Origin of the sequence: Rhodobacter sp. CZR27, assembly GCF_002407205.1 — a bacterium.
In the GTDB taxonomy this organism is placed as follows: domain Bacteria; phylum Pseudomonadota; class Alphaproteobacteria; order Rhodobacterales; family Rhodobacteraceae; genus Cereibacter_A.
Window position 1 is genome coordinate 2,609,073 of record NZ_CP023548.1, and the last position, 26,191, is coordinate 2,635,263.

Below are 26,191 nucleotides of genomic sequence, written 5' to 3' on the forward strand. Positions count from 1 at the left end.
GGTCTCCCCTGTCAGTTGCGGACCGCTGTTACCTTATCGACGGGGGCGGCTTCAACCATGGGACGCAGGCCCAGCAGCGGCGCGGTGCGCCGGATGATCTCGGCTGCCACTGGAACGGCGGTATAGCCGGCGGTGCGGCGAGGCTCGGGACCCGAGGTCTCGACCGGCTCGTCCAGCGTGACGATCAGCACGTATTGCGGGTTCGAGGCCGGGAAGATCGAGGCGAAGGTGTTCACCACCTTGTCGTGGTGGTAGCCGCCGCGCGGGTTCGGCTTGTCGGCGGTGCCGGTCTTGCCGGCCACCTCGTAGCCGTCCACGTCTCCATAGGTGGCGGTGCCGCGCGTCACCACCTGACGCAGCATGTCCAGCGCCGCACGCGCCACCTCGGGGCGCATCACGCGCGCGGCCGGCGGGCGGTTCTCCTGGTGGACGAGCGTGGGCTTCACCGCGATGCCGCCGTTCGCGATCGCGCCATAGGCCGCGGCGAGGTGCATCGGACTGGCGGCAAGGCCATGGCCGTAGGAGGTGGTGATCGTGGTGATCTCGGGCCAGCGGGTCGGCACCAGCGGGCGGGCATAGGGCGCCTCGACCAGTTCGACCGGGGTCGGGTCGAAGAAGCCCAGCGATTTTAGGAAGGCCTGCTGGCGCAAGCCCCCGATCTGCAGCGCCAGCCGCGCCACGCCCACGTTCGAGGATTTGACGATCACGTCGGTCGCCGAGAGCATCGGGCCGTAGTTGTGGTTCTTGAACTCCTTGATCAGGAAGCGGCCCCAGCGCATCGGCGCATTGGCATCCACCAGCGTCTGCGGGTTGACGAGGCCCAGCTCCAGCGCCTGCGCCACGGTGAAGATCTTGAAGGTCGAGCCAAGTTCATAGACCCCCTGCACCGCCCGGTTGAAGAGCGGGCTATCGCCGGGATCGGCGTCCTTCACCGTCAGCGGCGCGGGCCGGTCGTTCGGGTCGAAGTCGGGCAGCGAGGCAAGCGCCACGATCTCTCCGGTCGCGGCTTCCATCAGGATCGCCGTCGCGCCCTTGGCGTTCATCATCTTCATGCCGGCGCCGAGGATCTCGGTCGTCGCCGCCTGCACCGTCAGGTCGAGCGACAGCGTCAGCGGCTCGCCCGCCATCGCCGGATCGCGCAGCCGCGCATCCAGCGCCTTCTCGATCCCGGCGGTGCCGATCACCTCGGCGGAATGCACGCCCTCGGCCCCGAAGCTGGTGCCGCCCAGCACATGCGCGGCCAGCCGGCCGTTCGGATAAAGCCGCATCTCGCGCGGGCCGAACAGCAGGCCCGGGTCGCCGATGTCGTGCACCTGCTGCATCTGCTCGGGCGAGAGCTTCTTGCGCACCCAGAGGAAGCGCCGGCCGTCGGTGAAGCGCTTCAGCAGGTCCTTCTCGTCGAGGTCGGGGAAGATCTGCGCCAGCTCGCGCGCCACCCGCACCGGGTCCACCATCTCGCGCGGGTGGGCATAGAGCGAATGGGTGAGCAGGTTCGTGGCAAGGATCCGGCCCGAGCGGTCGGTGATGTCCGCGCGCTGGTTCAGGATCTCGGCCCCGGTCGCGGCGGCGCGCGGCTCGGACGGTTCGGTCGAGGCCAGAAGGCCCATCCGCGCCCCGATCACGGAAAAGGCCACGGCGAAGCCGAGGCCCAGCAGCAGAAGCCGCCCCTCGGCCCGGTTGCGCGCCTTGTCGCGCATCGCCTCGTGCCGGAGGCGGCGGTTCTCGCGCTCGATCGAATCCGGGTTCTCGCCCTTGGCGCGGGCTTCGAGGATGCGGGCCAGCGGGCGCAGCGGCGTGCGGATCACAGCGGCTCTCCCAGCTCGCCCGAGATGTCGCCGGGCTTGAGGTCGCGCGGCTGCATCGCCATCAGCGGGTCCTGCGGATAGGAGACCTGATCCGCCGCGCCGAATTGCGCGGGTTCCAGCGGCAGCAGGCCCAGCCGGTCGAAGTTCAGCGCCGCAAGCTCACGCAGCCGGTCGGGCCGGTTCAGGTAGGCCCATTCCGCGCGCTGCACCGAGAGCGATTCGCGCAGCGCCGCGATCTGGCGGTTCAGCGCCGAGACATCCTTCAGCGCCTGCTGCGTGGCGTAGTTCTCGCGGTAGGCCCAGAAGGCCAGCCCCATGACGCCAAGAAAGGTGAGGACAAACAGCACGGGGCGCATTCAACGACGTCCTTTCTTCGGGATCAGCGGCACCCCGAGCGCCTTGGGATCGACCGGGCCCGCGGGGGCATCCGTGCGGATGCCTACGCGCAGCTTCGCCGACCGGGCGCGCGGGTTCTCGGCCAGTTCCGCCTCGTCCGGCGCTATGGCACGGCGCAGCGGCAGGGTGAAGCGGGCAGCCTCGGCCCGGGTTTCGGGCGCGTAGCGGTTGCCCTGCCCTTCCCCGCCCGAGCGGAGCTGCAGGAAGCGCTTCACGATCCGGTCCTCGAGGCTGTGGAAGGTCACGACGGCAAGCTTGCCGCCGGGCTTCAGCGCCCGCTCGGCGGCCTCGAGCCCCTCGACCAGTTCCGAGAACTCGGCATTCACCGCGATGCGGATCGCCTGGAAGCTGCGGGTGGCGGGATGGACCTGTCCAGGCTTCGGGCGCGGCAGGCAGCGCGCGACGATCTCGGCGAGTTGCAGCGTGCCGGTAATCGGTCCTGCGGCGCGGGCCTCGACGATGGCGCGGGCGATGCGGCGCGAGGCGCGCTCCTCGCCGTAGTGATAGAGGATGTCGGCCAGTTCCTCCTCGGAGGCGGTGTTCACGAGGTCGGCGGCGCTCTCGCCCTCCTGGCTCATCCGCATGTCGAGCGGGCCGTCCTTCTGGAAGGAGAAGCCGCGTTCCGGCCGGTCAAGCTGCATCGAGGACACGCCGAGGTCGAGCACGATGCCGTCCAGCGGCTCGCCGGCATGTTCGTCGAGCTGCGAGAAGGTGCCCGCGACGAGGCGCAGGCGGTCGCCGTAGCTCCCCGCCAATTCGGCGGCCATCTGCAGCGCCAGCGGGTCGCGGTCCACGCCGATCACGCGTGCTGCGCCGGCCTCCAGCAGGCCGCGCGCGTAGCCGCCCGCGCCGAAGGTTCCGTCAAGCCAGACGCCCTCGACCGGCGCGACGGCGGCCAGCAGCGGGCGCAGCAGCACCGGGATGTGCGGCCGGCCCTCGGTTCGGATGGCGGTCATGGCTCAGATCCCCGCGCCCGACAGAAGCGAGAGCATGTCGGCGCCCGGCGGCAACAGCTCCTCTTCCTCCTCCTCGGCCGCGAGTTCGGCGGCGTAGGTCTCGGCCTTCCAGATCTGGAACTTGTTGAGCGTGCCGGCAAAGACGGCCTCGAGCCCGGCCTTCAGCTCGTCGGGCGAGATCCCCAGCTTGTCGCGGCCCTTCTGCGGCAGCACGATCCGGCCGTCCTCGTCCACCTCCATGTTCAGCGCGAGCGTGATCATGTTGCGCTCAAGGTAGCGGCGATTCTTGGAGCCAAGCGGAAGCGCCGCGATCTGCTCCTCGATCCTCGCCATCTCGGCCATGGTGTAGCATTCGAGATACTGGCGGTCGCCGCCATAGACGAGCACGAAGCTGGACTTGCCGCCCGAGAACTTGGGATCGCCCGCCTCGATCACGCGACGGAACGAGGCCGGCACGGACACCCGGGCCTTTGCGTCAACCTTCTGGTTGAACTCGCCTCTGAACGCCTCCGCCACGGCCTTTCGGCTCCTTCACTGCCCTGTCCGCACGGGGCCGGATGACCCCGAAACGAAAGCGGCGGATCGAGCGGCTGCCACTGCCCGATCCGCCGTGCCTGTCCCATCGCTGGGTGTCCAACTGCGCACACACACCTGGGGGGATGTCTGCTCGCATGCGCGCCGGATCTATCGTTCGGGATGAAAGCGGGTGCCTGTATGAAGCCTGCTTTTTCGCCTGTTCGGGGTCTTGCGCCCCTATTCGTTGGCCCGTTCTCATCTCGTGCTCTAGGGATGCCATGGGATTGCGTGGGACGCAATGGGCAGATGCGGCACACTGTCAGCGACCGGCGGGATCATGCCGCGTCAAATGTGTTAACGCGCCAAGAGTTCCGGACGGCCCGATCCATATCTCGGCGGATACGGGGACAGCCTTCCGATATCTTGTGTGAATTATTAACAGACGGGGATTCCATGCTTTCCCATCCGCGACACGCGCTGCTGCCATTTTGTCACAGGGAAGCGAAAAGGATGGACGCCGGACGACCGGCAGACCGGCCCCGAATCGCGGAGAGGTGAGGGAAATTGATTCGCACCGGGCAATCGCACCGGTTCGTCCCATGAAATCCCGGGGATCTGTCCGGGATCTCCCACGCAATCCCGGTCACGGAGCAGGGACCGGCGGGGCCGGTTGCCTCCGCCGTCCCGCGCCATCCCGGAAGGTCAGGCCATGCCGCCCGCGATCAGCCGGCGGGCCAGTGCGGCATAGGCGTCGGCGGTCGCGCTCTCGCCGACCGCGGCGGGCCGGCCGGCGTCGCCGGCCTCGCGCACCGCCAGCTCCAGCGGAAGCGAGCCAAGGAAGGGCACACCCAGCCGCTCGGCCTCGCGCGCCACACCGCCATGGCCGAAGATATGCGCCTCGTGCCCGCAGTTCGGACAGACATAGACGGACATGTTCTCGATCAGCCCCAGCACCGGCGTCTTCAGCTTCCGGAACATGTCGAGCGCCTTCCGGGCGTCGAGCAGCGCCACGTCCTGCGGCGTCGAGACGACGATCGCGCCGGTCAGGTGGGTGCGCTGGCAGAGGGTCAGCTGGATGTCGCCCGTCCCCGGCGGCAGGTCCACGATCAGCACGTCGAGCCGGCCCCATTCGACCTGGCCCAGCAACTGCTGCAGCGCGCCCATCAGCATCGGCCCGCGCCAGATGACCGCCTCGTCCTCCTTCAGCATCAGGCCGATCGACATCATGGTGACGCCATGCGCCACGATCGGCAGGATGGTCTTGCCGTCGGGCGAGGCGGGACGGCGGTTCACCCCCATCATGCGCGGCTGCGACGGGCCGTAGATGTCGGCGTCGAGCAGCCCCACGCGGCGCCCCTGCCGGGCCAGCGCCACGGCAAGGTTGGACGAGACGGTGGACTTGCCGACCCCGCCCTTGCCCGAGCCCACGGCGATGATCCGGTCGACGCCCGCCACCCTCTGCGGGCCCGCCGGCTGCGGCGCAGGATGCTGGCCGATCTTCATCGCCGGCGCCTTGGCCGCCGGCCCGTGCGCCGTGGTGACCGCGTGCACCGCCTCGACCCCCTCGAGGGCAAGCAGCGCGCGCTCGGCCTCCTCGCGCAGCGGCTCGAGCGCGCGCGCCATCTCGGGGCTCTCGGCCTCGATCACGAAGCGCACGGTGCCGCCTTCGATGGTCAGGGCACGAATCAGATCGCGCGAAACGAGCGTGCCTCCGCCCGGCAGCGACAGCCGGTCAAGAACCGCCAGAACGGACTCACGTGCAACCGGCATCGACTTCTCCTTCGGCCTGCGACGGCCTTACCTTGCGGGACTTGCTCGAAAGGGCAAGACCGTGTTTTCATGATGCTCAATGCGCGGGCGAAGCGCCTGCGAAACCGTAACAAATGCCCCAGTGGAGCCATGCAGATGCCGCATGGCAGCATTGAGCATGCGGTGCATTGTGCAGATGCAGCAAATGGCCCATGTTTGCCCTAACAGCGCGACGGCAACGTCACGGGACGGACCGGTTCGCGCAGTCTAGACGAACTTGAGGCAGATGAAATGGCTTACGCAAACACCACCCGCATTGCGCACAACGGTCTGGGCGACCGTATGGCCGCGCTCGTGGCTTCGGTGAAGCAGTCGCTGGCCCAGCGTCGGGTCTACCGCCAGACGGTGCGGGAACTGAACTCGCTGACGACGCGCGAACTGTCCGACCTTGGCATCCATCGCTCGATGATCACCCGCGTCGCGATGGAAGCGGCTTACGGCAACTGAATTCTTGCGAGGCTCCACCTCCTCCCGGGGCCTTTAGCAACAGCGGCGGCACTCCTCCTCCTCCCTGGTGCCGCCGCCTTTTCTTCGGAAGCGCAAGCTTCCATCAAGATCCGAAGCGCATGCTTCGCATGACGTTCGAAAGGCCCCTCCTCCTCCCTGGGCCGATCGGAACCGCAGCGGCCCCCTCCTCCTCCCTGGGGTCGCTGCACCAGTTCCCGGCATCGGGCCCTCGCGCCCCCTGCCACACGGGCTTCGGCACTGCACCTCCTCCCGCGGTGCCGATGACCAGAGCGGCGGCCCCCTCCTCCTCCCTGGGTCGCCGCACCAGTTAACCGGCATCGGGCCCTCGCGCCCCCTGCCACACGGCCTTCGGCACTGCACCTCCTCCCGCGGTGCCGATGACCAGAGCGGCGGCCCCCTCCTCCTCCCTGGGGTCGCCGCACCAGTTACCGGCATCGGGCCCTCGCGCCCCCTGCCACACGGGCTTCGGCGCTGCACCTCCTCCCCGCGGTGTCGATGACCAGAGCGGCGGCCCCCTCCTCCTCCCTGGGGTCGCCGCATTTTTTTGGGCCGGACGCTCCCTCGCCGGTCGTTTGCAGAACGGCGGCGCCCCTCTCCCGGGCGTCGCCGTTTTGCTTGAGCGGCCCGGAAGCGGGCCAGGGAAGGGTGTGACCGGGGGCGACGGCTAGAACGGAACGTCGTCCGCCTCGGGTGCCGCCACGACGAAGCCCGCCACCACCTTCTTCACCCCGGTCGAGAAGCTCACGTCGAGCTTGTCGCCCTCGATGCCGGCGACGTGGCCATAGCCGAACTTCTGGTGGAACACCCGGTCACCGATCGTGAAGGCCGAGACGGCCTGAAGGTCGATGGTCACGTTCCGCGCCTCGCGCGGCTGGCTCACGGGCCGGCTTGCCGCGCGGTCCTGCATCCGCTTCCAGCCGGGCGAGTTGTAGACATCCGCCCGCGCCGCCCGGTTCTCCAGCGAGGAGGCCATGCCCGCGGCGCCGTAGCCTCCGCCGTAGAGTCCCGGCGGCGTCAGCACCTCGACATGGGGCGAGGGCAGCTCGTCGATAAAGCGCGAGGGCAGCTGGCTTTGCCACTGGCCATAGACCCGCCGGTTCGCCGCGAAGGAAATCGTGCAGAGCTGTTCGGCCCGGGTAATCCCGACATAGGCCAGCCGCCGCTCCTCCTCGAGCCCCTTGAGGCCTGATTCGTCCATCGAACGCTGCGAGGGGAAAAGGCCGTCTTCCCACCCGGGCAGGAAGACCACCGGGAACTCCAGCCCCTTGGCGGCGTGGAGCGTCATGACGGTGACCTTCTCGGCCGCTTCCTCGGTCTCGTTGTCCATGATGAGGGCCACGTGTTCGAGGAAACCCTGCAGGTTCTCGAACTGCTCCAGCGCCTTCACGAGTTCCTTCAGGTTCTCGAGCCGCCCCGGCGCCTCGGGCGTCTTGTCGGCCTGCCACATCGCCGTGTAGCCCGATTCGTCGAGGATCTGCTCGGCCAGCCGGATGTGGTCGTGGTCGCGCTGGAGCGTCACGCCATGCCAGCGGTCAATCCCCTCGACAAAGGCGCGCAGCTGCCCCGCGCCCTTGCCGCCGATCCCGCCGCGGGCGATCAGCCCTCGCGCGCCCTCGAGTAGCGAGACACCATGCGCGCGGGCCTCGCGCTGGATCTCCTGCTGGGCCTTGTCGCCCAGGCCGCGCTTTGGCTGGTTCACCACCCGCTCGAAGGCCAGATCGTCATCGGGCGAGACGGCGAGGCGGAAATAGGCCATCGCGTCGCGAATCTCGAGCCGCTCGTAGAAGCGCGGGCCGCCGATCACGCGATAGGGCAGGCCGATGGTCAGGAAGCGGTCCTCGAAGGCGCGCATCTGGTGGCTGGCGCGAACGAGGATCGCCATGTCGTCGAGGCCGAAGGGGCCGAGGTCCCCCCTGCCCCGCTGGAAGCTCTCGATCTCGTCGCCGATCCAGCGCGCCTCTTCCTCGCCGTCCCAGTGGCCGATCAGGCGGACCTTCTCGCCACCCTCGCGCTCGGTCCAGAGCGTCTTGCCGAGCCGGCCGGCATTGGCCGAGATGATGCCCGAGGCGGCGGCGAGGATATGCGGGGTCGAGCGGTAGTTCTGCTCCAGCCGGATCACCTCGGCGCCGGGAAAATCCTTCTCGAACCGCAGGATGTTGCCCACCTCCGCCCCGCGCCAGCCGTAGATCGACTGGTCGTCGTCGCCGACGCAGCAGATGTTGCGGTGCGCTTGCGCCAGCAGCCTCAGCCACATGTATTGCGCCACGTTGGTGTCCTGATACTCGTCCACCAGGATGTAGCGCAGCCAGCGCTGATACTGCTCCAGCACGTCGGGATGGGCCTGGAAGATGGTCAGCACATGCAGCAGCAGGTCGCCGAAATCGGTGGCATTCAGCTCGCGCAGGCGGGTCTGGTATTGGTCGTAAAGCTCGGTGCCGCGGTTGTTGTAGGCCGAAGCCTCCGAGGCGGGCACCTTGGCCGGCGTCCACGCCCGGTTCTTCCAGTGGTCGATGAGGCCCGCCAGCATCCGCGCGGGCCAGCGCTTCTCGTCGATGTTCGCCGCCACGATCAGCTGCTTCAGCAGCCGCAGCTGGTCGTCGGTGTCGAGGATGGTGAAGTTCGACTTCAGCCCCACCAGCTCGGCGTGCCTCCGCAGGATCTTCACGCTGATCGAGTGGAAGGTGCCCATCCAGGGCATCCCCTCGACCTGCCCCAGCATCCGCGCCACCCGGTCCTTCATCTCGCGCGCGGCCTTGTTGGTGAAGGTCACGGCGAGGATCTCGTTCGGGCGCGCCTTTCCCGAATCGAGAAGATGCACGATCCGCGCCGTCAGCGCCTTGGTCTTCCCGGTGCCCGCGCCCGCGAGCATCAGCACCGGGCCGTCGAGCGCCATCACCGCCGCCCGCTGCGCCGGGTTCAGGTCATCCAGATAGGGCTGCGGCCGCGCCGCCATGGCGCGGCGGCTGAGCGGCACGGCCGCCTCGAAGGCATCGCTTTCGTCGAACTGGGTCATGGCGCCGATCCTAGCCCGGCCGACTGCCGAGGGAAAGCAGTGTTCTTCCAATGTTCACGCACACTTCAGCCTTCCTTGCCAGATCGGTCACAAAATCTCGCCAAATGGTCGCCCTCGACTATTGCGCCGCACCGCGGCACCACTAGAGTTCGCGCACCAGCGTGCGTGCCCGGAGGAAGAACATGGCCGAATTCCGCAAGATACTAGTCGCCAACCGCGGAGAGATCGCCATCCGGGTGATGCGAGCGGCAAACGAGATGGGCAAGAAGACGGTCGCCGTCTATGCCGAGGAAGACAAGCTGTCGCTGCACCGCTTCAAGGCGGACGAGGCCTATCGCATCGGCGAGGGGCTGTCGCCGGTGGGCGCCTACCTGAGCATCCCGGAAATCATCCGGGTGGCAAAGATGTCGGGCGCCGACGCCATCCATCCGGGCTATGGCCTGCTGTCGGAAAACCCCGACTTCGTCGAGGCCTGCGATGCCGCCGGCATCACCTTCATCGGGCCGCGGGCGGAAACGATGCGCGCGCTTGGCGACAAGGCGAGCGCGCGGCGCGTCGCCATGGCCGCGGGCGTTCCCGTGATTCCGGCGACCGAGGTCCTTGGCGACGACATGGAAGAGATCAGGCGGCAGGCGACCGAGATCGGCTATCCGCTGATGCTCAAGGCCTCGTGGGGCGGCGGCGGGCGGGGCATGCGCCCGATCAACTCCGAGGAGGAACTGGCCGACAAGGTGCGCGAGGGCCGCCGCGAAGCCGAGGCGGCCTTCGGCAACGGCGAGGGTTACCTCGAGAAGATGATCCTGCGCGCGCGCCACGTCGAGGTGCAGATCCTCGGCGACAGGCACGGCAACATCTACCACCTCTACGAACGCGACTGCACCGTGCAGCGCCGGAACCAGAAGGTGGTGGAGCGCGCGCCCGCCCCCTACCTGACCGACGAGCAGCGCGCCGAGGTCTGCGAACTGGGCCGCCGGATCTGCGCCCATGTGAACTACGAATGCGCGGGCACCGTCGAGTTCCTGATGGATATGGACTCGCAGGAATTCTATTTCATCGAGGTCAACCCCCGCGTCCAGGTCGAGCATACCGTCACCGAGGAAGTGACCGGCATCGACATCGTTCAAGCGCAGATCCGCATCGCCGAGGGCGCCTCGCTGGCCGATGCGACGGGCGTCGCGCGGCAGGAGGACATCACGCTCTCGGGTCATGCGCTGCAGTGCCGGGTGACGACGGAGGATCCGCAGAACAACTTCATCCCCGACTACGGCCGCCTGACCGCCTACCGCAGCGCCACCGGCATGGGCATCCGGCTGGACGGCGGCACCGCCTATGCGGGCGGCGTGATCACGCGCTACTACGACTCGCTTCTGGTGAAGGTGACCGCCTGGGCGCAGACGCCGGAAAAGGCGATCTCGCGCATGGACCGCGCGCTGCGCGAGTTCCGCATCCGCGGGGTGGCCACGAACATCGCCTTTGTCGAGAACCTGCTGAAGCACCCGAAATTCCTCGACTACAGCTATACGACGAAGTTCATCGACACGACGCCGGAGCTGTTCAACTTCAAGCCGCGGCGCGACCGGGCGACGAAGATCCTGACCTACATCGCCGACATCACCGTGAACGGCCACCCCGAGACCGCGGGGCGGTCGCGGCCCCCGGCGGACCTGCGCGATCCGAAGCCCCCCGTGCCGCGCGGCGCCCCGATCCCCGGCACGCGCAACCTGCTCGAGGACAAGGGGCCCCAGGCTGTGGCCGACTGGATGGCCGCGCAGAAGCGCGTGCTGATCACCGACACGACCATGCGCGACGGCCACCAGAGCCTGCTGGCCACGCGGATGCGCTCGATCGACATGATCAAGGCAACGCCCGCCTATGCGGCGAACCTGCCCGGCCTCTTCTCGGTGGAATGCTGGGGCGGCGCCACCTTCGACGTGGCTTACCGCTTCCTGCAGGAATGCCCGTGGCAGCGCCTGCGCGACATCCGCGAGCGGCTGCCGAACGTCATGACGCAGATGCTGCTGCGCGCCTCGAACGGGGTGGGCTACACCAACTATCCCGACAACGTGGTGCAGGAATTCGTCCGTCAGGCCGCCGAGACCGGCGTGGACGTGTTCCGCGTGTTCGACTCGCTCAACTGGGTCGAGAACATGCGCGTCGCGATGGATGCGGTGATCGAGGCGGACAAGGTCTGCGAGGGCACGATCTGCTACACCGGCGACCTTCTGGACCCGAACCGGGCCAAGTATGACCTCGGCTACTACGTCACCATGGGCAAGGCGCTGCAGCAGGCGGGCGCCCATGTGCTGGGGCTGAAGGACATGGCGGGGCTCCTGAAGCCCGCCGCGGCGCGCGTGCTGATCCGCGCACTGAAGGAGGAGGTGGGCCTGCCGATCCACTTCCACACCCATGACACGAGCGGGATCGCCGCCGCGACCGTTCTTGCCGCCTGCGATGCAGGCGTGGATGCGGTGGACGCGGCGATGGATGCCTTCTCGGGCGGCACCTCGCAGCCCTGCCTCGGCTCGATCGTCGAGGCGCTGCGCCATACCGAGCGCGACACCGGCCTCGACATCGGCGCGATCCGCGAGATCTCGGACTACTGGGAACAGGTGCGCGCGCATTACTGCGCCTTCGAGTCCGGCCTTCAGGCGCCGGCCTCCGAGGTCTACCTGCACGAGATGCCGGGTGGCCAGTTCACCAACCTGAAGGCTCAGGCCCGCGCGATGGGACTCGAGGAACGCTGGGCCGAGGTGGCACAGGCCTATGCCGACGCCAACCGGATGTTCGGCGACATCGTGAAGGTCACGCCGTCCTCGAAGGTGGTGGGCGACATGGCGCTGATGATGGTGGCCCAGGGTCTTTCGCGCGAACAGGTCGAGGATCCGGCGGTCGAGGTCTCCTTCCCCGACTCGGTGGTGGACATGCTGAAGGGCAATCTCGGCCAGCCCCATGGCGGCTGGCCCGAGGTCATCCTGAAGAAGGTGCTGAAGGACGAGACGCCCTCGACCGACCGGCCCGGCGCGCACCTGCCCCCGGTGGACATCGAGGCAGCACGCGCCAAGCTCGTCTCCGAGATCAAGCGCGGCGACGACGACCCGCAGGACCACGCCATCGATGCCGAGGACCTGAACGGCTACCTGATGTATCCCAAGGTCTTCACCGAATACCGCGAGCGCCACAAGATCTACGGTCCCGTCCGGACCCTGCCGACGCGCACCTTCTTCTATGGCATGGAGCCGGGCGAGGAGATCTCGGCCGAGATCGACCCCGGCAAGACGCTGGAGATCCGGCTGCAGGCCGTCGGCGAGACCTCGGACGAGGGCGACGCCAAGGTGTTCTTCGAGCTGAACGGCCAGCCGCGGGTAATCCGGGTTCCGAATCGCGCCGTGAAGGCCAAGACCGCTGCCCGGCCGAAGGCGCAGGAGGGCAACACCTGCCATGTCGGCGCGCCGATGCCCGGCTCGGTGGCGTCCGTCGCGGTCTCGCTCGGACAGAAGGTGAAGCCCGGGGACCTGCTGCTGACCATCGAGGCGATGAAGATGGAGACGGGCCTGCATGCCGACCGGGCGGCCACGGTTAAGGCGCTGCATGTCACGCCGGGAGCCCAGATCGAGGCCAAGGACCTGCTTGTCGAACTTGAGGACTGAAACCGCCGTCGCCCCTGCCCGCCGGGCGGGGGCGGCCCTGGGGCTTTCCGCGGTCGACGGATTTTTTCGACGAAACCGCGATTTCCCCCTTGCAGCCGGTCGCGGGTCTTTATAAATCACCGCTCACCCAAAGGACGCGGGCGTAGCTCAGGGGTAGAGCATTACCTTGCCAAGGTAAGGGTCGTGAGTTCGAATCTCATCGCCCGCTCCATAAAATCAAAGGGTCAGGCGGCGCCGATAGAGCCGCGCCCTTGACGAAGCGCGCGGAAAGCAGCCGCGCTTCCCGACTTATGCTCCGTTTCAGAATGCCAGCCGGTCCGCCAAGGCCATGCGCGGAAGGCGACGGTTTCGGATCCTCGTGCCCGTCGGATGACGCTTGCCGATCCTCACGCCATTGCCATTCAAGGCCCTGCCGGCCTCCTGCGAATGCAGCAGGCAATGCCCTGACATCGGCGCGGCGTCGAGGCCACCGCTCCTGCCGAGAACGACGTGCCGCGGCGGGTCGACGGCTGTCCCGGTGCCGCTCGCGATGCACTGAACTGCGCGCAGCGGTGACGACAGGTCCGTCTGCAGATTCATGCCGTGCTGGGCCGCCAGGGCCAGCCTCTCGTGGACCAGATCATCCATCCACCCGAGCAGAGGCATCCTGTCGTCGTTCACCGCCCGGCGGGCCACGCGCCTCGGCTTGCGTCGGGCTCCACCGGCCGCGCGCTGCACTTCACCGAGGGTGTCGCACGCGTTCCCGCACCCGCACCACGGGTCAGGGCCACCTGCGATCCGAAGCATCGGATTGCGCCGATGCCGCCCGGTCGATGACCCGGGTTCCCGATCCGGAGCGAGCGGTAGGTGGCGTTTCGAGGGATCAGAGAGAGACGCCCCTGCTGCCCGACAGAGAAGGGTTCGACGGCCCGAGCGGGATCATCCCGCGCAGGTGCAGTCGATCCATCCAGCGGCTTCGATAGGTCGCCCGACGATCAACCGGCAGTTCGCGCAAGACGTCGTGCATACCGCTCTCGCGGAACGCCTTCCTGACCTGACGCGCCATGGGGCGTAATGTCGAAGCCCTGAAGAAGCTGAAACTGCTTCCTGACGATAACGGAGGAGGAGTGGTGCCCAGAGCCGGAATCGAACCAGCGACACGCGGATTTTCAATCCGCTGCTCTACCAACTGAGCTATCTGGGCCTCTTTGTCCGGCAGCAGCGCCGGTGGCGTGGTCTTTAGAGGGAAGCGCCGTGGGTGTCCAGAGGCAACGCGAAAAAAATGTGGGCTTCGCGAGGCGTGACCGTTGCACCGGGCGGCACAACCATGTGCCTCGAAGCGCATCACCCCTATATGTGTTTGTTATGAAATCGGAATTCCGAAGTCACGCCGCGGTTCACCTTCTCAACGCGTCCTCAAGGCTCGATCTGGAGGCCGCTTCCCCAGCCCTGCGCGCAAGGCCGCGTGCGTCGTTCTCGTCGCTCTTGTTCATCCGCGCAGACGGGCGCGCTTCTACGGACGACCGGCAGGCCAATGCGCGCGAGTTCACGCCAGAGCCACGCCTCGCGTCATCGGCATCGACGGCTGGGCCTGGAGGAAAGCGCTCCGTCACGACTCGATCCTCTGCGATCTGGAGCGGCGTGGGTGACCGACCTCCTCCCGCACCGCGAGCCGGCGACCGTCGAGGCCCTGAGGCGGCGCGCCCGGGCCTCACGCACGGCCCGCCGATGGTCCGGGGATGATACCGACGGGCGGAAAGCTGAAGTGCCCGGCAGTCGGTATCATCCCCGACCACAGGCCTCACATCATCAGGGACGTGAGCCGCGATCGTCGCCCTCGACGGGATCGGAGTCGTCGTCCACAGGCACGGCGTAGCGCCCGGTCAACCACCGGCCGAGGTCGACATCCGCGCAGCGGCGCGAGCAGAACGGCCGGTATTGCGGCACGCTCTCGCGCTTGCAGATCGGGCAGCTCACCGCAGCGCCTCGGCCAGCGCCAGACGGTCCCGCTTGCGCACCAGCTCGTAGAGGCCGAGGGGCGTCCAGCCGGCGAGGCTCGTCTCGGCGGATTCGCCGCGGAAGGCCGCGCGCAGCACCTGTTCAAGAGCGGGCCGGTCGCGCTTCGGCATCGGCGCGAAATCCACCACCACCTGACCGCCCAGCCCCCGCAGGCGGAGCTGGCGCGGCAGCTCGCGCGCGGCGGCCACATTGGCCTTCAGCGCCGCCGCCGGAGAGGTGTCGGCGCCCGTGTTCACATCCACCGCCACGAGCGCGCAGGTCGGCTCGATCGCCATGTGCGCACCGCCCGGCAGCGGGACACGCGGCACCAGCAGGGCGTCGCACATCTCGGCCACCCCGTGGCGGCGGAAGGCGTCCGCGCCCTCGTCCACCTCGTCGGGTGCGGGGTCCGACCAGTCGCGCCATGCCTGCTGATGCGCACCGGGCGCATCGACCAGAAGCTCCGGTTCGCCCTGCAGGTCGGCCAGGACGGCCTCGGCAAGCGCACGGGTGGCGGCAATGTCTCCGGCGACCTCCTCATCCCCTGCGGCCTCGCAGGCCGAGCGCAGGATGAGGCCGAGATCCTCGGCGGCGCCCGCCATCGCCTCGGCGGCAAGGGCGGTGAGCGCGTCACGCAGCTCCTCGTCGCGGATGCGGCGCGAGACGTTCAGGCCGGGCGCGCCGGGGGTGGCGATACAGAGCCTACTCTTGAACAGCAGGCGCGATGTGACCGGCACCGCCTTGCCGGCTTCGGCGGCCCCCGAGACCTGGACGAGGATGCGCTGCCCGGGGGCAAGGCCGGAGGCCTGCCGCAGGAAGCCCATGCCCTCGGGCAGGCGGACGAACACGCCGCCCTGCCCCTTCACGGGCCGATCCACCACGGCACGGAAGATCGCCTCGGGCGCCGCGCGCGACTCGGGCGGGTCGATCAGCAGGTCCTCCAGCCGTCCGTCCACCACGAGCGCCGCGGCCTCCCGGCCGCGCAGGTGATCCAGCAGCACCACGCGCCCCTTCATGCCGCCTCGCGGTAGAGCGGCAGGCCGGCGGCCGCCAGAAGCGCCGCCGTCTCGGCCAGGGGAAGACCGACGATGCCGGTGAACGAGCCGGAAATCCACGGGATGAAGGCCGAGGCAAGGCCCTGGATGGCGTAGCCGCCGGCCTTGCCATGCCATTCGCCGCTGGCGAGATAGGCGTTCAATTCGACATCCGACAGGCGCTTCATCTTGACCTGGCTCACCACCTCGCGCTGCCAGATCCGGTCGCCTCGCCGCACGGCGACGGCAGTGATGACCTGATGCCGGCGACCGCCGAGGGCGACGAGAAATCGGGCAGCCTCGCCGGCATCTGCGGGCTTGCCGAGGATGCGCCGGCCGAGCGCGACGGTGGTGTCGGCGCAGAGCACCACGTCATCCGGCCCGGCCTCGACCGCGGCGGCCTTTTCGGCCGCAAGACGCGCGCAATAAGGCCGCGGCAGTTCGCCGCGCCGCGGATCCTCGTCTATGTCCGGGGGCAGGATCGCGTCGGGCGTCAGCCCGAGCTGCGCGAGCAGCTCGCGCCGCCGCGGGCTGGCCGATCCGAGAATCAGCCGCACTTACTTGAAGCGGTAGTTGATGCGGCCCTTCGACAGGTCGTAGGGCGTCATCTCGACCTGCACCTTGTCGCCCGCGAGGACCCGGATGCGGTTCTTGCGCATCTTGCCCGCCATCACCGCGATCAGTTCATGGCCGTTGTCCAGCTCGACCCTGAATGTCGCGTTCGGCAGGAGTTCCTTCACGACACCGGGAAATTCGAGCGTATCTTCCTTGGCCATGGTCTCTCCAATGGGATTTGGCCCGCGTCCAGCGCAGGCTCGAAAGGTAAATGAGCGCTTCCGGCCGAATTATCAAGGGGAAAAGCGCAGGTCACGGCCCGGGGAAGGCTTGCGCCAGCCGGGCATGCTGTTCCGGCCAGTGAAGGTGGTTCAGGACATGCCCCTCGCGCCTCACCCGGGCCACGGCCCGGGGATCGAGTTCGGCCATCGCCCAGCCCGCAATGTTCAGGTCGGTCTCGGCAAGGATGCCCGATTCGGGGAAGCCGAGGTCCGGGGGGCCGTAGATCGCGGCGCGGCCCACGTTCTCGTCCACCGCCGGGCAGAAATCGCAGGGGCCGACCGTGGGCGCCTGCACCACGACACACTGGTTCTCCAGCGCGCGCGCCATCGCGCCGACCCGGACGCGGGTGAAGCCCGCGAGGCTGTCGGTGCAGGAGGGCGCCAGCAGGATCTCGGCGCCCCGCTCGACCATGGCGCGGGCGAGCAGGGGAAACTCGCTGTCATAGCAGATCACCACACCGATCCGGCCAAGCGGCGTGTCGAAGACGCGCGGCTCGCGCCCCGGCGCGACGAACCAGGTCTCGCGCTCGAACCGGGTCATGATCAGCTTGTCCTGATGGCCGACAACACCCTGCGGCCCGTAGAGCGTGGCGCGGTTGACCGGCCGCTCGCCCTCGAAGACCGGAGCGGAGGCCCCGAGGATATGGACGCCATGCCGCGCGGCAAGGCGAAGATGGGCCGCCGCGACCGCCGGACCGTGGCGGGCCACCTCATGCAGCGCGGCCTCGAGGTCGGCGGCGATGGCCCGGCCGCCGAGGCTTGCCAGTTCCATCGAGCCGTATTCGGGAAAGACCAGCAGATCGGCCCCGTGCCCGGCCGCCTCGGCGACCCAGGTGGACAGCTTCGCCTCGAAGTCCTCGAACCGGTCGAACCAGTCGAGCGGATAGGCGGCGGCGGCGATCTTCATGTCATCTCCGGCTTGCGGCGGGCAGGCAGCTCAAAGCTCACGGATCCAGAACTGCAGCGGCTTCTTCGTTTCCCGGTCCTCGCCGACATCGGTCCAGGAAAAGCTGGCGATGATGCCGGGCATGGGCCGATAGCCGCGACCGCGCCAGAACGGCTCGTTGCTGCGCGCGCGGGCCGGGCGCAGGGGGTGGTCTTCGGAGCGGATCACCGAGCAGAAGGCCGAATAGCGCCGGCCCAGCCGGCGGGCATGGTCCTCGCGGAGGTCGAAGAAACGGTGCCCCATGCCGCGGCCGCGCCAGGCGGGCAGCAGCACCGATTCGGCGCAGTAGAAGATCTCGCGCAGCGGTATGCCGGTCGAGGCGAAGGCGGCCGCGAAATCCTCGGCATGATCCTCCATCGGCGTGCCGGTGGCGGCCCCCACCAGCCGCTCGCCGTCGAAGGCGCCGACCAGGACCGCGTCCGGGCTGGTGCGGTAGGTGGCAAGATAGGCGCGCTCGTAGTCCATCGAGCCCTCGTAGAGATAGGGCCATTCGCGGAACACGGTCATGCGCAGCGCCGCGACCTCGTCCAGCCGCGCCTCGAGCGCCGGCCCGGACAGAACCCGCGCCTCGAGCGTCATGCCGAGACCTGCCGGATCCAGTCGGCAAGGTTGTAGAAGGTGGTCACCCGGCTGATCCGGCCGTCCCTCAGGTCGAAGAACGCACCGGCCGGCAGGACGTAGCGCTGGCCCTTCGCCTCGGGCAGGCCGGGATCGGTCTTCAGGTATTCGCCATGCACGACGAATTCCGCAGCGCCCCGGGTGCCATCCATGTTCGTGAAGATCACCATGTCGCGCAGCTCCTCGCGGTAGCTGACGCCCATGTGGCTGCAGAACTCGGCGAACTTCTCGCGGCCGTGGCGCACCTCGCCCTCGTTCACGCGATGCTCGATGTCGTCGGTGACGCAGGCGAGCATCCCCGGCGCGTCACCGGCGTTGAACGCCGCGTAATACCGTTCGATCACGTCACGAGCCATTGCCTGCCTTCTCCTGCTGCTCCGCGGGCGGGCCGAAGCGCGCCACCATCCGGTCCCGGATCTGGTCGCGCACCTGACGATAGACGGCGAGCTTCTGCTCGCGCCCCTCGCCCAGGCCCGTCGGGTCCATGATCGGCCAATACTCCACATCAAGATGATAATATCGGGTGAGTTCAAGGGCCATCCGCTGGCTGGCCGGCGAAAGCGCGACGATCAGGTCGAACCCCGACAGATCGTCCCCCCAGTCCATCATCTCCTCGAAGCTGCGCGAGCGGTGGCGCGAAAGCTCGATCCCCAGTTCCTTGCAGACCGCCACGGTGAAGCCGTCGATCTCGCGGTCGTTCTTCACCCCGGCCGACTGCACATAGGCCTGCCGACCGTAAAGCCGCTTCATCAGGCCCTCGGCCATCGGCGAGCGCACCGCATTGTGGTCGCAGCAGAACAGCACCGACGACGGCGGCTTTCGCGTCACTTTCAGCCCCAGTGCAGGACGCAGATCAGTGTAAAGAGACGCCGTGCCGTGTCGATGTCCACCTCGGCCTTGCCCTCCAGCCGTTCCTTCAGCACACGCGCGCCTTCATTGTGGATGCCGCGCCGGGCCATGTCGATGGCTTCGATCTGGCTCGGCGGCAGGCGCTTCACCGCGTCGAAATAGCTTTCGCAGATCTGGAAGTAATCCTTCACCACCTGCCGGAACGGCCCGAGGCTCAGGTGGAACTCGCCCACCCGGTCCTCGGCCTGCGAGCGGATGTCGAAGACCAACCGGCCCTCGCGGATCGAAAGCGTCAGGCGGTAAGGGCCCTCCACGGCTGGCTTGTCGTCGCGCAGCGGCAGGGCGAAACTGTTCTCTTCGAGAAGGTCGAAGATCGCGACCTGGCGTTCCTGCTCGATCTCCGCCGTGGGGGGGATGGCGCTGTGGTGGTCGATCTCGATGTGGCAGATGCGGTTCGCCATCTCTCAGCCCTCGTTCAGCCGGTTGAGCCGGGCGCGGACGGACAGCCCGTGCGCCTGAAGGCTCTCGGAAATCGCCAGACGCTCGGCCGCGGGGCCGATGGCGCGCAATGCGGCCGGGGTCATCCGGGCGATGGTGGTCCGCTTCAGGAAGTCCATCACCGACAGGCCGCTGGAGAACCGGGCCGAGCGTGCGGTGGGCAGCACGTGGTTCGGCCCGCCGACATAGTCGCCGATCGCCTCGGGCGTCCAGGCGCCGAGGAAGATCGCGCCCGCATGGCTGATCTTCGCGGCCAGCGCCTCGGGGTCGGCCACGCAAAGCTCCAGATGCTCGGGTGCCGCGCGATTGGACAGCGCCGCCGCCTCGTCCAGATCCCGCGTCACGATCACCGCGCCATAGTCGCGCCACGAGGCGCCGGCGATGGCGCGCCGCTCCAGTGTCTGAAGCCGCGCCTCGACCGCCGCCGCGACCGCACGGCCGAAGTCCGCGTCCGGCGTCACCAGGATCGACTGGGCGCTTTCGTCATGTTCCGCCTGGCTCAGCAGGTCGAGCGCCAGCCAGTCGGGATCGTTGTCGGCATCGGCGATCACCAGGATCTCGGACGGCCCAGCGATCATGTCGATGCCGACCCGGCCGAAGACCCGGCGCTTGGCCGCGGCGACATAGGCGTTCCCCGGGCCGGTGATCTTGTCCACCGGGAGGATGGTCTGGGTGCCGTAGGCCAGCGCCGCCACCGCCTGCGCCCCGCCGATGCGATAGACCGCATCGACGCCCGCGATCCGCGCGGCCAGCAGCACCAGCGGATTGACCACGCCGCCGGGCGTCGGGCAGGCGACGACCAGCCGCTCCACCCCGGCAACCTTCGCCGGGATCGCGTTCATCAGCACCGACGAGGGATAGGAGGCCAGCCCCCCCGGCACGTAGAGCCCCGCCGACGAGATCGCCCCCCAGCGCCAGCCGAGCGAGGCGCCCGCCGCATCCTCCCAGCGGGCATCCTCGGGCATCTGGCGCTCGTGATAGGCGCGGATGCGTTCGGCCGCGAGTTCCAGCGCCGCGCGTTCGTCGGCCGGCACGCGGGCGATCTCGGCCTCGATCTCGGCTTCGGAAAAGGCAAGGCGCTCCGGCGTCAGCTCCAGCCGGTCGAAGCGGGCCGTCAGCTCGATCACCGCCGCATCGCCGCGCCTGCGCACGTCGTCGATGATCGCTGCCACGGCGGCATCGACGTCGGGCGCATCCTCGCGTTTCATGCCCAACAGCGCGGTGAAGGCGGCCTCGAAGCCGGACTCACTGGTATCGAGAAACTGGGGCATGGCGGAACTCCTTGGCTCCGCCTCCCTTAGCGCGCATCCCCCCTCGTCTCAAGCGGCGCACCGCGCGGGGGCGGTGACACTTTCGCACGAGACGAAGGCGCGGCCGCGTCAGTCCCGATGGTCCGGGACCCGGCCGGAGGGTGCCTCGTAGGGCTTCGTCACATCCTTCAGCGTGACATCGAGCGCCTCGACCTCGAGCGCCAGCGCGCCATCGCCGGCCAGCACCAGCACCAGACGCCCGCCGCCATCCTCGCCCGGCTCGAACTCCAGCGCGAGAACCGACAGCACCAGATCCTTGTCATGCCGGTCGAAGCCCTGCGACTTCACCGCGAGCACGCCATCGATCGCCAGCACCGACTGCACACGCTCGTAGGGGCGGCGGTCGCGTTCAGCCGCCTCGCGATCCTCCCAGCGGAAGCGGTTCACCAGCACCGCAAAGCGCCGGCGGCGCGGCAGATAGCTCATCTCGCCGGCTGGAAAGACCGCATCCTGAACGAGGGCCGAAATGACGGGCAGGTCGTCGGGCTCCTGCGCACCGAGATAGAGCGGCGACTCGCCCGCCACATCCTCGAACCGGGCATCCACCATCAGCCGGGAATCCTCCTGATCTGTGCCCCGCAGGCGCCGAGCTTCTCCTCCACCCTCTCATAGCCGCGGTCGAGGTGATAGACACGGCTGACGATGGTCTCGCCCTCGGCCGCGAGGCCCGCAAGGATCAGGCTGACCGAGGCGCGCAGGTCGGTCGCCATCACCGGCGCCCCGCGCAGCTTCTCGACCCCGGTGACGCGGGCGGTGCCGCCATGCACCTCGATCTTCGCGCCCATGCGGATCAGTTCAGGGGCGTGCATGAAGCGGTTCTCGAAGATCTTCTCTTCCAGCACCGAGGTGCCCTCGGCCGTGCACAGAAGCGCCATCATCTGCGCCTGCAGGTCGGTCGGAAAGCCCGGGAAGGGCTCGGTCGTCACGTCCACCGCCTTTACCCGGCCGTTCTTGCGCGCGACCTTGAGGCCGCGCGGCGTCTCCTCGACCGAGATCCCGGCCTCGTCCAGCTTCTCGCAGAAGGCGCCGACCAGATCGATCCGGCCGCCCAGAAGCTCCACCTCGCCGCCGCAGATTGCAGGGGCGAGCATGTATGTGCCCAGCTCGATCCGGTCGGTGACCACCGGATGCGTGGCGCCGCCCAGCCGGTCCACGCCCTGCACCGTGATCGTGCTGGTGCCCTCGCCCTCGATCTGCGCCCCCATCCGGCGCAGGCAGCGGGCCAGGTCGACGATCTCGGGCTCGCGCGCGGCATTTTCCAGCACCGTCGTGCCCTTCGCCAGCGTGGCCGCCATCAGCGCGTTCTCGGTCGCGCCGACCGAGACGAAGGGAAAGTCCACCCGCGCGCCCTTCAGCCCGCCGGCCGGCGCCCTAGCGTGGATATAGCCGTCGCGCAGATCCAGTTCGGCGCCCATCGCCTCGAGGGCCTTCAGATGCAAGTCCACCGGCCGCGCGCCGATGGCGCAGCCGCCCGGCAGCGAAACAACCGCATGACCGTCCCGTGCCAGCATCGGCCCCAGCACGAGGATCGAGGCCCGCATCTTGCGCACGATGTCGTAATCCGCGCGGTGGTCGGTCAGCGCATGGGACGAGAGCGCCAGCACCTGCCCGCCCTGCAGGCTGGCCACTTCCGCTCCGAGCGATTGCAGAAGTTGCGTCATGGTGCGGATGTCGGACAGCCTCGGCGCGTTGGTCAGCGTCAGCGGCTCGTCCGAGAGCAGCGTCGCCGGCATCAGCGCGAGGCAGGCATTCTTTGCCCCCGCGATCGGGATTTGCCCCCGAAGTTCGCCATTGCCCCGCACCAGAATCGAATCCATCCGCCCGTCCTCATTCCGGCGCGTCTTCGGGTCCCGCCTCGCGGGCCGCGCGCGCCTTTGCCTGTGCCTTGCGCCGGGCCATATTTGCCTTCAGCGCCGCCTTCAACCGATCTTCGCGGCTGGCCGGTGCCGCCGCGCCCGAACCGGACGGCTCCCTGCCCCCGGCTGCCTTCCCCGAGGTCTGATCCTGCAGCTTTCCACTCATGCCGCCTTTCGTAACGCAGCGGCAAAAAAGCGTCCAGTTGGCCCTTGCACGGCGATCCGATTGCGTCTAATGACCCGCCACGCCCGGCGCGCACCCCTTGGGGGCCACGGCAGAAGGGCTGCAGTAGCTCAGTGGTAGAGCACTCCCTTGGTAAGGGAGAGGTCGAGAGTTCAATCCTCTCCTGCAGCACCATCCTAAACCACTTATATCGCCCAAGCAGTCGCAGGGCTGGGATACTCCTCGGCCGAACTTGCACACGGCTGAGACGCACCGTCATCGGACTGCGTTGACCTTTGAAACATGGCAACGGCGCCTTCTCCCTGAGAGATCGGGCGTCGAACGACACTGCCAATATTCGTCAGGGGACGCATGGTGACCGTGCGCGTCGACGGCACGATCCAGACGGCGACGCTCGCCGACGTGGTTCAGGTCTCGCCGGAGACCAAGGAGCCGAAGCGGACGAAGCATCCCGTATCGCGAGGCCTCCGACGCCGTGCGGAAGGCTTGACAGAGACTGAGGCAGGAACCGGCTGGCGGGCCGGTCACCTGCACGGGGAAACAGATCGGGGGCCCCGCCGGGACCTTCTGCCGCCGGTTCGAGAGGCGGCTGATGAAGTGACCCGAGGCGGACAGCCGGAACCTGTCGAAGGATCGGGAAGCTGCGCACCTGGCAGCGTCCGACCCCAACGGAAGGTCCGTCACGTGCCCGCAAGTGCTTGCAGTTGATAGTGATTTGGTACCGACTCCCCGGCTCGAACGGGGGACCCCCAGATCCACAATCTGGTGCTCTAACCAACTGAGCTAAGTCGGCACTCGCGGGCCATTTAGCCCCCGGGCGTGGCGATTGCAAGAGGCGATCTCGGACTCAGAGCAAGATCTCCCACTCCTGCTCCACGACGTCCCGCCCGAAGGATCGCGCCGGATGCGAGGTCACCAGCCGGAACCCCGCCGAGATGTAGAGCGCCTCGGCCGCGCGCTGGCCGTCGAAGGTCCACAGGCCCATGCTGCGGAAGCCATGCGCGCGGGCGTGGGCCATCGCCGCCTGCAGCAGCAGCCGGCCGATGCCCTGCCGCCGCATGCCCGGCTCGACCAGCAGCAGGCGGATCTTGGCGATGTCGTCGGTCAGCCGGGTGCAGAGCAGGCACCCCACGCGCCGACCGCCCTGCAGCGCGATGAAGGCCCGCTCGCGTGCCGGATCGCGCGAGCGGATGAAGCGCGCCACCACCTCGGCGACGAGCGCCTCGAAGGTGATGTCGAACCCGGCCTCGTCGGCATAGACCTCGGCATGACGGCCGATGATCCAGCCGCCGTCGCCGATTTCGAGATCGCGCAGGTCCGGTTCTTCGGCCATTCGTCCTGCCCTCCCCCCGCGATCATGGGGTGCAACGCAGTCCCGCACAAGGCAGCCGCTTGCCAGCGTCGGCGAACGGCGCTACGTCCGCGCCAAAGTCAGCGGAGGATCCCATGGGCATCGACAAGCAGAGCGACATCGCGGCGAACCTGCAGATCGGGCCGACTTCGCTCGGCATGGTGCGGATCTACATCGAGGGCGACGGCCTGGACCTGCCGCTCGACTTCGATCCCGACGAGGCCGACGAGATCGCCGAGGAGCTGCGCGCCGCGGCCGAACGCGCCCGCGCAATGGGCAAGGGCGACGAGTCGCGCCGGAAGAAATAGTCAGCCGGGCAGGAAGCCGGGATCGCGCATCGCCTGCAGGCGAAGCGCCGCATGGCGCGCGAACCCGTGCAGCAGGGCCCGGCGCCGTGCCGGGGCAAGCCGTCCCTCGGGGCCCATGCGCAGGATCTCCGCGTCATAGCCGTCGGCAAGCATCAGGCCGGTTTCCTCGGGCAGCAGGCTCGTCGGAAAGACCTCGTCCACCGCGAAGAAGAAGCGGTCGCACCAGTCCAGATAGCCCTGCCACTTGCGGTCCGACAGGTAATCGGCGCGCGAGGACTTGCATTCGATCACCCAGATCTCGCCCTTCGGGCCCAGCGCCATCACGTCCACCCGCAGCCCCGGCGTCGGCACCAGCTCCACGACCGACACGAAGTCGTGGCCGCGCAGGTGGCGGCAGACGCCCCGGGCGAGCCGCTGGCCGGGTGTCAGGGCAACGGCGCCCGGATCGGAATGAACTGCGTTCTGCATCCCTGCATCTTGAACGAAAGGCGAACAGCTGTCCATCCGCCCACCCGACGTTCGGCGGCGTGGCGGCGACGACGATGGGTCCGCCTGCTCCACCGGGCTTGCCGAGGTGCCGCTGCCGGCCTATCTAGTGAGGCGGCGGGTTCTGCCCTTCTCGTGAGTGGTCCTTTTCCAGTGGCCGATAAGCATCTCCGAGGGAGCTGGCTCTGCCAGGGTCGTGGCCCTGGTACCTGGCGACCACCTGACTCTCAGGCTCTCGGGAAACGCATGCCACCACGGCCGCCGCGGATCCCGCCACTTCTTCCCTGCCGGAACGGAGCGGGCTCGCCCGCCCCGTTCCGGCTCGGAAGCCCTGAACCTCAGAAGCCATAGACCAGCGACACGCCGAGCTTGTTGTCGGTGCGGATCGCGCGCGCCTCGTTGTAGTCGGTGAGATAGCTCACCCGCGTCGCGAAGGACTCGGTCATCCGGTAGTTCACGCCGAAGTCGTTGTTGGCGCGAAGCGCCTCGTCCGATTGCAGCACGTCCGTGTCGTTGGTCAGGAACACGTTCTCGTTGAAGCGCCAGAAGAAGCGCGACGAGGCGATGTAGCCGGTCTCGGTCTCTTCCCGGTCGTCGCCGAACTCCAGATAGCTCAGGCCGATGCCCGCCTGCACCCGCCACGTCATGTCGGGACGGTTCACGACTCGGTAGCCCGGGCCGAAGCCGATGAAGCCGTCGGTCTTCACCCGTTCCTCGATCGGTGTGTCGCCGATCTCGCCCCCGGCGTCCGGATCGTCGGCCAGGCCGTTGAACTCGGCGCGGCCCAGGACGAAGCCGTAGAACTGCTCGTTGAAGTAGTAGTTGCCCTCATAGACCATGAACAGGTCTTCCTGGTCGCGGTCGCCGTCATTCTCGGAATAATCGAGCGCCAGCGCGAGGTTCTGGACGAAGGGTCCCTGCGCATGGCGCAGGCGTGTGCCGATGGTCAGGTTCTGCTCTTCCGTGTTGCCGTCACTTCCGCTGTAGCCAAGCGAGGCGCTGCCCGAAAAGCCGGGGCGGTATTCGGGCGAGCCGAATCGCTGCGTATCCTCGGACGCCTCCAGATCCTCCTGCACGTCCTCCTCGATGTCCTCGATGCGCTCGTCGAGCTGGCGGGTGCCGGTGATCGTGCCGACCTGCGCCTGCGCGATGCCGACAGCCATGACCAGAGAAACGGCCGCAAGGCCGGCAAGGCGTGTCGTGTCTTTCATGATTTGTCCCTTTGGATGATGCGCCGCGCGAGTTGCGCGGACCCGGTGCGGGTTGCAAAGGGACAACTGGAGGTGGTGAGGAACGTTCCTGACCGGGCCCGCCCGGACAGGGCCCGG

The 26,191-nt window shown here is 68.3% G+C and carries 26 protein-coding genes and 4 tRNA genes; 5 read left to right on the forward strand and 25 right to left on the reverse strand.

Features of this window, described 5'->3' with window-relative positions; translation table 11 throughout:
- Positions 1 to 11 precede the first annotated feature (11 nt).
- The 5 genes from CK951_RS12710 to CK951_RS12730 all read right to left on the reverse strand — a co-directional run bounded on the left by CK951_RS12710 (position 12) and on the right by CK951_RS12730 (position 5,443).
- Complete coding sequence (locus CK951_RS12710) at positions 12 to 1,805, reverse strand: penicillin-binding protein 2 (RefSeq protein WP_096786500.1); 1,794 nt, start codon at positions 1,803 to 1,805, stop codon at positions 12 to 14.
- The gene (locus tag CK951_RS12715; RefSeq protein ID WP_096786501.1) at positions 1,802 to 2,161 is read right to left on the reverse strand and encodes a cell division protein FtsL; all 360 of its coding nucleotides are present in this window, start codon (positions 2,159 to 2,161) and stop codon (positions 1,802 to 1,804) included. The genes CK951_RS12710 and CK951_RS12715 overlap by 4 nt, the downstream gene beginning before the upstream one ends.
- A complete protein-coding gene (gene rsmH / locus CK951_RS12720; RefSeq protein ID WP_096786502.1) occupies positions 2,162 to 3,157 on the reverse strand; it encodes a 16S rRNA (cytosine(1402)-N(4))-methyltransferase RsmH in 996 nt (331 codons plus the stop codon).
- Positions 3,158 to 3,160: 3 nt separating this feature from the next.
- Entirely contained in the window at positions 3,161 to 3,673 is a 513-nt protein-coding gene (gene mraZ, locus CK951_RS12725; protein WP_096786503.1) for a division/cell wall cluster transcriptional repressor MraZ, read from the reverse strand.
- Between the two features lie 702 nt (positions 3,674 to 4,375).
- A complete protein-coding gene (locus CK951_RS12730; protein ID WP_096786504.1) occupies positions 4,376 to 5,443 on the reverse strand; it encodes an Mrp/NBP35 family ATP-binding protein in 1,068 nt (355 codons plus the stop codon).
- A 270-nt stretch (positions 5,444 to 5,713) separates the two neighbouring features.
- Here CK951_RS12730 and CK951_RS12735 point away from each other — a divergent pair, with 270 nt between their 5' ends.
- Complete coding sequence (locus tag CK951_RS12735) at positions 5,714 to 5,929, forward strand: DUF1127 domain-containing protein (RefSeq protein WP_096786505.1); 216 nt, start codon at positions 5,714 to 5,716, stop codon at positions 5,927 to 5,929.
- Between the two features lie 685 nt (positions 5,930 to 6,614).
- Here CK951_RS12735 and CK951_RS12740 read toward each other — a convergent pair.
- A complete protein-coding gene (locus tag CK951_RS12740) occupies positions 6,615 to 8,963 on the reverse strand; it encodes an ATP-dependent helicase (RefSeq protein WP_096786506.1) in 2,349 nt (782 codons plus the stop codon).
- A 182-nt stretch (positions 8,964 to 9,145) separates the two neighbouring features.
- Between CK951_RS12740 and CK951_RS12745 the strand changes: the two genes are divergently transcribed.
- Both CK951_RS12745 and CK951_RS12750 read left to right on the forward strand, forming a co-directional pair.
- A complete protein-coding gene (locus tag CK951_RS12745) occupies positions 9,146 to 12,610 on the forward strand; it encodes a pyruvate carboxylase (protein ID WP_096786507.1) in 3,465 nt (1,154 codons plus the stop codon).
- Positions 12,611 to 12,746: 136 nt separating this feature from the next.
- Positions 12,747 to 12,821: transfer RNA gene (locus tag CK951_RS12750), tRNA-Gly, on the forward strand.
- Positions 12,822 to 12,910: 89 nt separating this feature from the next.
- On the opposite strand, the gene CK951_RS12755 is transcribed toward CK951_RS12750, so the two are convergent.
- From CK951_RS12755 to CK951_RS21685, 15 genes are all read right to left on the reverse strand, one after another.
- Positions 12,911 to 13,237 (reverse strand): hypothetical protein, encoded by a 327-nt coding sequence (locus CK951_RS12755; RefSeq protein WP_096786508.1) that lies wholly within the window; start codon positions 13,235 to 13,237, stop codon positions 12,911 to 12,913.
- Between the two features lie 480 nt (positions 13,238 to 13,717).
- A tRNA-Phe gene (locus CK951_RS12760) sits at positions 13,718 to 13,793 on the reverse strand.
- Positions 13,794 to 14,398: 605 nt separating this feature from the next.
- Entirely contained in the window at positions 14,399 to 14,566 is a 168-nt protein-coding gene (locus CK951_RS12765; protein ID WP_096786509.1) for a DNA gyrase inhibitor YacG, read from the reverse strand.
- A complete protein-coding gene (locus CK951_RS12770) occupies positions 14,563 to 15,603 on the reverse strand; it encodes a ribonuclease E/G (RefSeq protein ID WP_096786510.1) in 1,041 nt (346 codons plus the stop codon). The genes CK951_RS12765 and CK951_RS12770 overlap by 4 nt, the downstream gene beginning before the upstream one ends.
- Positions 15,600 to 16,178 carry a nucleoside triphosphate pyrophosphatase gene (locus CK951_RS12775; RefSeq protein ID WP_096786511.1) on the reverse strand — a complete coding sequence of 193 codons (579 nt, stop codon included), beginning with the start codon at positions 16,176 to 16,178 and terminating at the stop codon, positions 15,600 to 15,602. Before CK951_RS12775 ends, CK951_RS12770 begins: the two co-directional genes overlap by 4 nt.
- Positions 16,179 to 16,397, reverse strand: a complete 219-nt coding sequence (infA, locus tag CK951_RS12780; protein WP_002720792.1) for a translation initiation factor IF-1 — start codon at positions 16,395 to 16,397, stop codon at positions 16,179 to 16,181.
- Between the two features lie 91 nt (positions 16,398 to 16,488).
- Positions 16,489 to 17,364 (reverse strand): carbon-nitrogen hydrolase family protein, encoded by an 876-nt coding sequence (locus tag CK951_RS12785; protein ID WP_096786512.1) that lies wholly within the window; start codon positions 17,362 to 17,364, stop codon positions 16,489 to 16,491.
- Positions 17,365 to 17,394: 30 nt separating this feature from the next.
- Positions 17,395 to 17,982, reverse strand: coding sequence for a GNAT family N-acetyltransferase (locus CK951_RS12790; RefSeq protein WP_096786513.1), 588 nt, complete (start codon positions 17,980 to 17,982; stop codon positions 17,395 to 17,397).
- Positions 17,979 to 18,377: a ketosteroid isomerase-related protein gene (locus tag CK951_RS12795; RefSeq protein WP_096786514.1), complete on the reverse strand. Its 399-nt coding sequence runs from the start codon at positions 18,375 to 18,377 to the stop codon at positions 17,979 to 17,981. Before CK951_RS12795 ends, CK951_RS12790 begins: the two co-directional genes overlap by 4 nt.
- Positions 18,367 to 18,855 (reverse strand): low molecular weight phosphatase family protein, encoded by a 489-nt coding sequence (locus CK951_RS12800; protein WP_096786515.1) that lies wholly within the window; start codon positions 18,853 to 18,855, stop codon positions 18,367 to 18,369. The genes CK951_RS12795 and CK951_RS12800 overlap by 11 nt, the downstream gene beginning before the upstream one ends.
- Positions 18,852 to 19,331 carry a UPF0262 family protein gene (locus tag CK951_RS12805; protein ID WP_096786516.1) on the reverse strand — a complete coding sequence of 160 codons (480 nt, stop codon included), beginning with the start codon at positions 19,329 to 19,331 and terminating at the stop codon, positions 18,852 to 18,854. The genes CK951_RS12800 and CK951_RS12805 overlap by 4 nt, the downstream gene beginning before the upstream one ends.
- Positions 19,332 to 19,334: 3 nt before the next feature.
- Positions 19,335 to 20,639: a histidinol dehydrogenase gene (gene hisD, locus CK951_RS12810; protein WP_096786517.1), complete on the reverse strand. Its 1,305-nt coding sequence runs from the start codon at positions 20,637 to 20,639 to the stop codon at positions 19,335 to 19,337.
- 108 nt (positions 20,640 to 20,747) lie between these two features.
- A complete protein-coding gene (locus tag CK951_RS12815; protein WP_096786518.1) occupies positions 20,748 to 21,227 on the reverse strand; it encodes a DUF2948 family protein in 480 nt (159 codons plus the stop codon).
- The gene (gene murA / locus CK951_RS12820) at positions 21,227 to 22,495 is read right to left on the reverse strand and encodes a UDP-N-acetylglucosamine 1-carboxyvinyltransferase (protein ID WP_096786519.1); all 1,269 of its coding nucleotides are present in this window, start codon (positions 22,493 to 22,495) and stop codon (positions 21,227 to 21,229) included. Before murA ends, CK951_RS12815 begins: the two co-directional genes overlap by 1 nt.
- Before the next feature lie 10 nt (positions 22,496 to 22,505).
- The gene (locus CK951_RS21685) at positions 22,506 to 22,700 is read right to left on the reverse strand and encodes a hypothetical protein (RefSeq protein ID WP_232520621.1); all 195 of its coding nucleotides are present in this window, start codon (positions 22,698 to 22,700) and stop codon (positions 22,506 to 22,508) included.
- A gap of 117 nt (positions 22,701 to 22,817) precedes the next feature.
- On the opposite strand from CK951_RS21685, the gene CK951_RS12830 reads away from it, so the two are divergent.
- A tRNA-Thr gene (locus CK951_RS12830) sits at positions 22,818 to 22,892 on the forward strand.
- 542 nt (positions 22,893 to 23,434) lie between these two features.
- On the opposite strand, the gene CK951_RS12835 is transcribed toward CK951_RS12830, so the two are convergent.
- Both CK951_RS12835 and CK951_RS12840 read right to left on the reverse strand, forming a co-directional pair.
- Positions 23,435 to 23,511: transfer RNA gene (locus CK951_RS12835), tRNA-His, on the reverse strand.
- A 54-nt stretch (positions 23,512 to 23,565) separates the two neighbouring features.
- Positions 23,566 to 24,051 carry a GNAT family N-acetyltransferase gene (locus CK951_RS12840; protein WP_096786520.1) on the reverse strand — a complete coding sequence of 162 codons (486 nt, stop codon included), beginning with the start codon at positions 24,049 to 24,051 and terminating at the stop codon, positions 23,566 to 23,568.
- 113 nt (positions 24,052 to 24,164) lie between these two features.
- Between CK951_RS12840 and CK951_RS12845 the strand changes: the two genes are divergently transcribed.
- Positions 24,165 to 24,377: a DUF6324 family protein gene (locus tag CK951_RS12845; RefSeq protein ID WP_096786521.1), complete on the forward strand. Its 213-nt coding sequence runs from the start codon at positions 24,165 to 24,167 to the stop codon at positions 24,375 to 24,377.
- Here CK951_RS12845 and CK951_RS12850 read toward each other — a convergent pair whose 3' ends face one another.
- Positions 24,378 to 24,845: an MmcB family DNA repair protein gene (locus CK951_RS12850; protein WP_096786522.1), complete on the reverse strand. Its 468-nt coding sequence runs from the start codon at positions 24,843 to 24,845 to the stop codon at positions 24,378 to 24,380.
- Between the two features lie 356 nt (positions 24,846 to 25,201).
- On the reverse strand, positions 25,202 to 26,074 hold the full coding sequence (locus CK951_RS12855) for a YdiY family protein (protein WP_096786523.1): 873 nt from the start codon (positions 26,072 to 26,074) through the stop codon (positions 25,202 to 25,204).
- Between the last annotated feature and the right edge of the window lie 117 nt (positions 26,075 to 26,191).

Bases quoted from the DNA above. Each gene is read 5' to 3' on its own strand.
- CK951_RS12715 (WP_096786501.1), bottom strand. From the start codon at position 2,161: ATGCGCCCCGTGCTGTTTGTCCTCACCTTTCTTGGCGTCATGGGGCTG.
- rsmH (WP_096786502.1), bottom strand. From the start codon at position 3,157: ATGACCGCCATCCGAACCGAGGGCCGGCCGCACATCCCGGTGCTGCTG.
- CK951_RS12730 (WP_096786504.1), bottom strand. From the start codon at position 5,443: ATGCCGGTTGCACGTGAGTCCGTTCTGGCGGTTCTTGACCGGCTGTCG.
- CK951_RS12735 (WP_096786505.1), top strand. From the start codon at position 5,714: ATGGCTTACGCAAACACCACCCGCATTGCGCACAACGGTCTGGGCGAC.
- CK951_RS12740 (WP_096786506.1), bottom strand. From the start codon at position 8,963: ATGACCCAGTTCGACGAAAGCGATGCCTTCGAGGCGGCCGTGCCGCTC.
- CK951_RS12745 (WP_096786507.1), top strand. From the start codon at position 9,146: ATGGCCGAATTCCGCAAGATACTAGTCGCCAACCGCGGAGAGATCGCC.
- CK951_RS12755 (WP_096786508.1), bottom strand. From the start codon at position 13,237: ATGGATGATCTGGTCCACGAGAGGCTGGCCCTGGCGGCCCAGCACGGC.
- CK951_RS12770 (WP_096786510.1), bottom strand. From the start codon at position 15,603: ATGAAGGGGCGCGTGGTGCTGCTGGATCACCTGCGCGGCCGGGAGGCC.
- infA (WP_002720792.1), bottom strand. From the start codon at position 16,397: ATGGCCAAGGAAGATACGCTCGAATTTCCCGGTGTCGTGAAGGAACTC.
- CK951_RS12785 (WP_096786512.1), bottom strand. From the start codon at position 17,364: ATGAAGATCGCCGCCGCCGCCTATCCGCTCGACTGGTTCGACCGGTTC.
- CK951_RS12790 (WP_096786513.1), bottom strand. From the start codon at position 17,982: ATGACGCTCGAGGCGCGGGTTCTGTCCGGGCCGGCGCTCGAGGCGCGG.
- CK951_RS12795 (WP_096786514.1), bottom strand. From the start codon at position 18,377: ATGGCTCGTGACGTGATCGAACGGTATTACGCGGCGTTCAACGCCGGT.
- CK951_RS12805 (WP_096786516.1), bottom strand. From the start codon at position 19,331: ATGGCGAACCGCATCTGCCACATCGAGATCGACCACCACAGCGCCATC.
- hisD (WP_096786517.1), bottom strand. From the start codon at position 20,639: ATGCCCCAGTTTCTCGATACCAGTGAGTCCGGCTTCGAGGCCGCCTTC.
- CK951_RS12815 (WP_096786518.1), bottom strand. From the start codon at position 21,227: ATGGTGGATGCCCGGTTCGAGGATGTGGCGGGCGAGTCGCCGCTCTAT.
- murA (WP_096786519.1), bottom strand. From the start codon at position 22,495: ATGGATTCGATTCTGGTGCGGGGCAATGGCGAACTTCGGGGGCAAATC.
- CK951_RS21685 (WP_232520621.1), bottom strand. From the start codon at position 22,700: ATGAGTGGAAAGCTGCAGGATCAGACCTCGGGGAAGGCAGCCGGGGGC.
- CK951_RS12840 (WP_096786520.1), bottom strand. From the start codon at position 24,051: ATGGCCGAAGAACCGGACCTGCGCGATCTCGAAATCGGCGACGGCGGC.
- CK951_RS12845 (WP_096786521.1), top strand. From the start codon at position 24,165: ATGGGCATCGACAAGCAGAGCGACATCGCGGCGAACCTGCAGATCGGG.
- CK951_RS12850 (WP_096786522.1), bottom strand. From the start codon at position 24,845: ATGCAGAACGCAGTTCATTCCGATCCGGGCGCCGTTGCCCTGACACCC.
- CK951_RS12855 (WP_096786523.1), bottom strand. From the start codon at position 26,074: ATGAAAGACACGACACGCCTTGCCGGCCTTGCGGCCGTTTCTCTGGTC.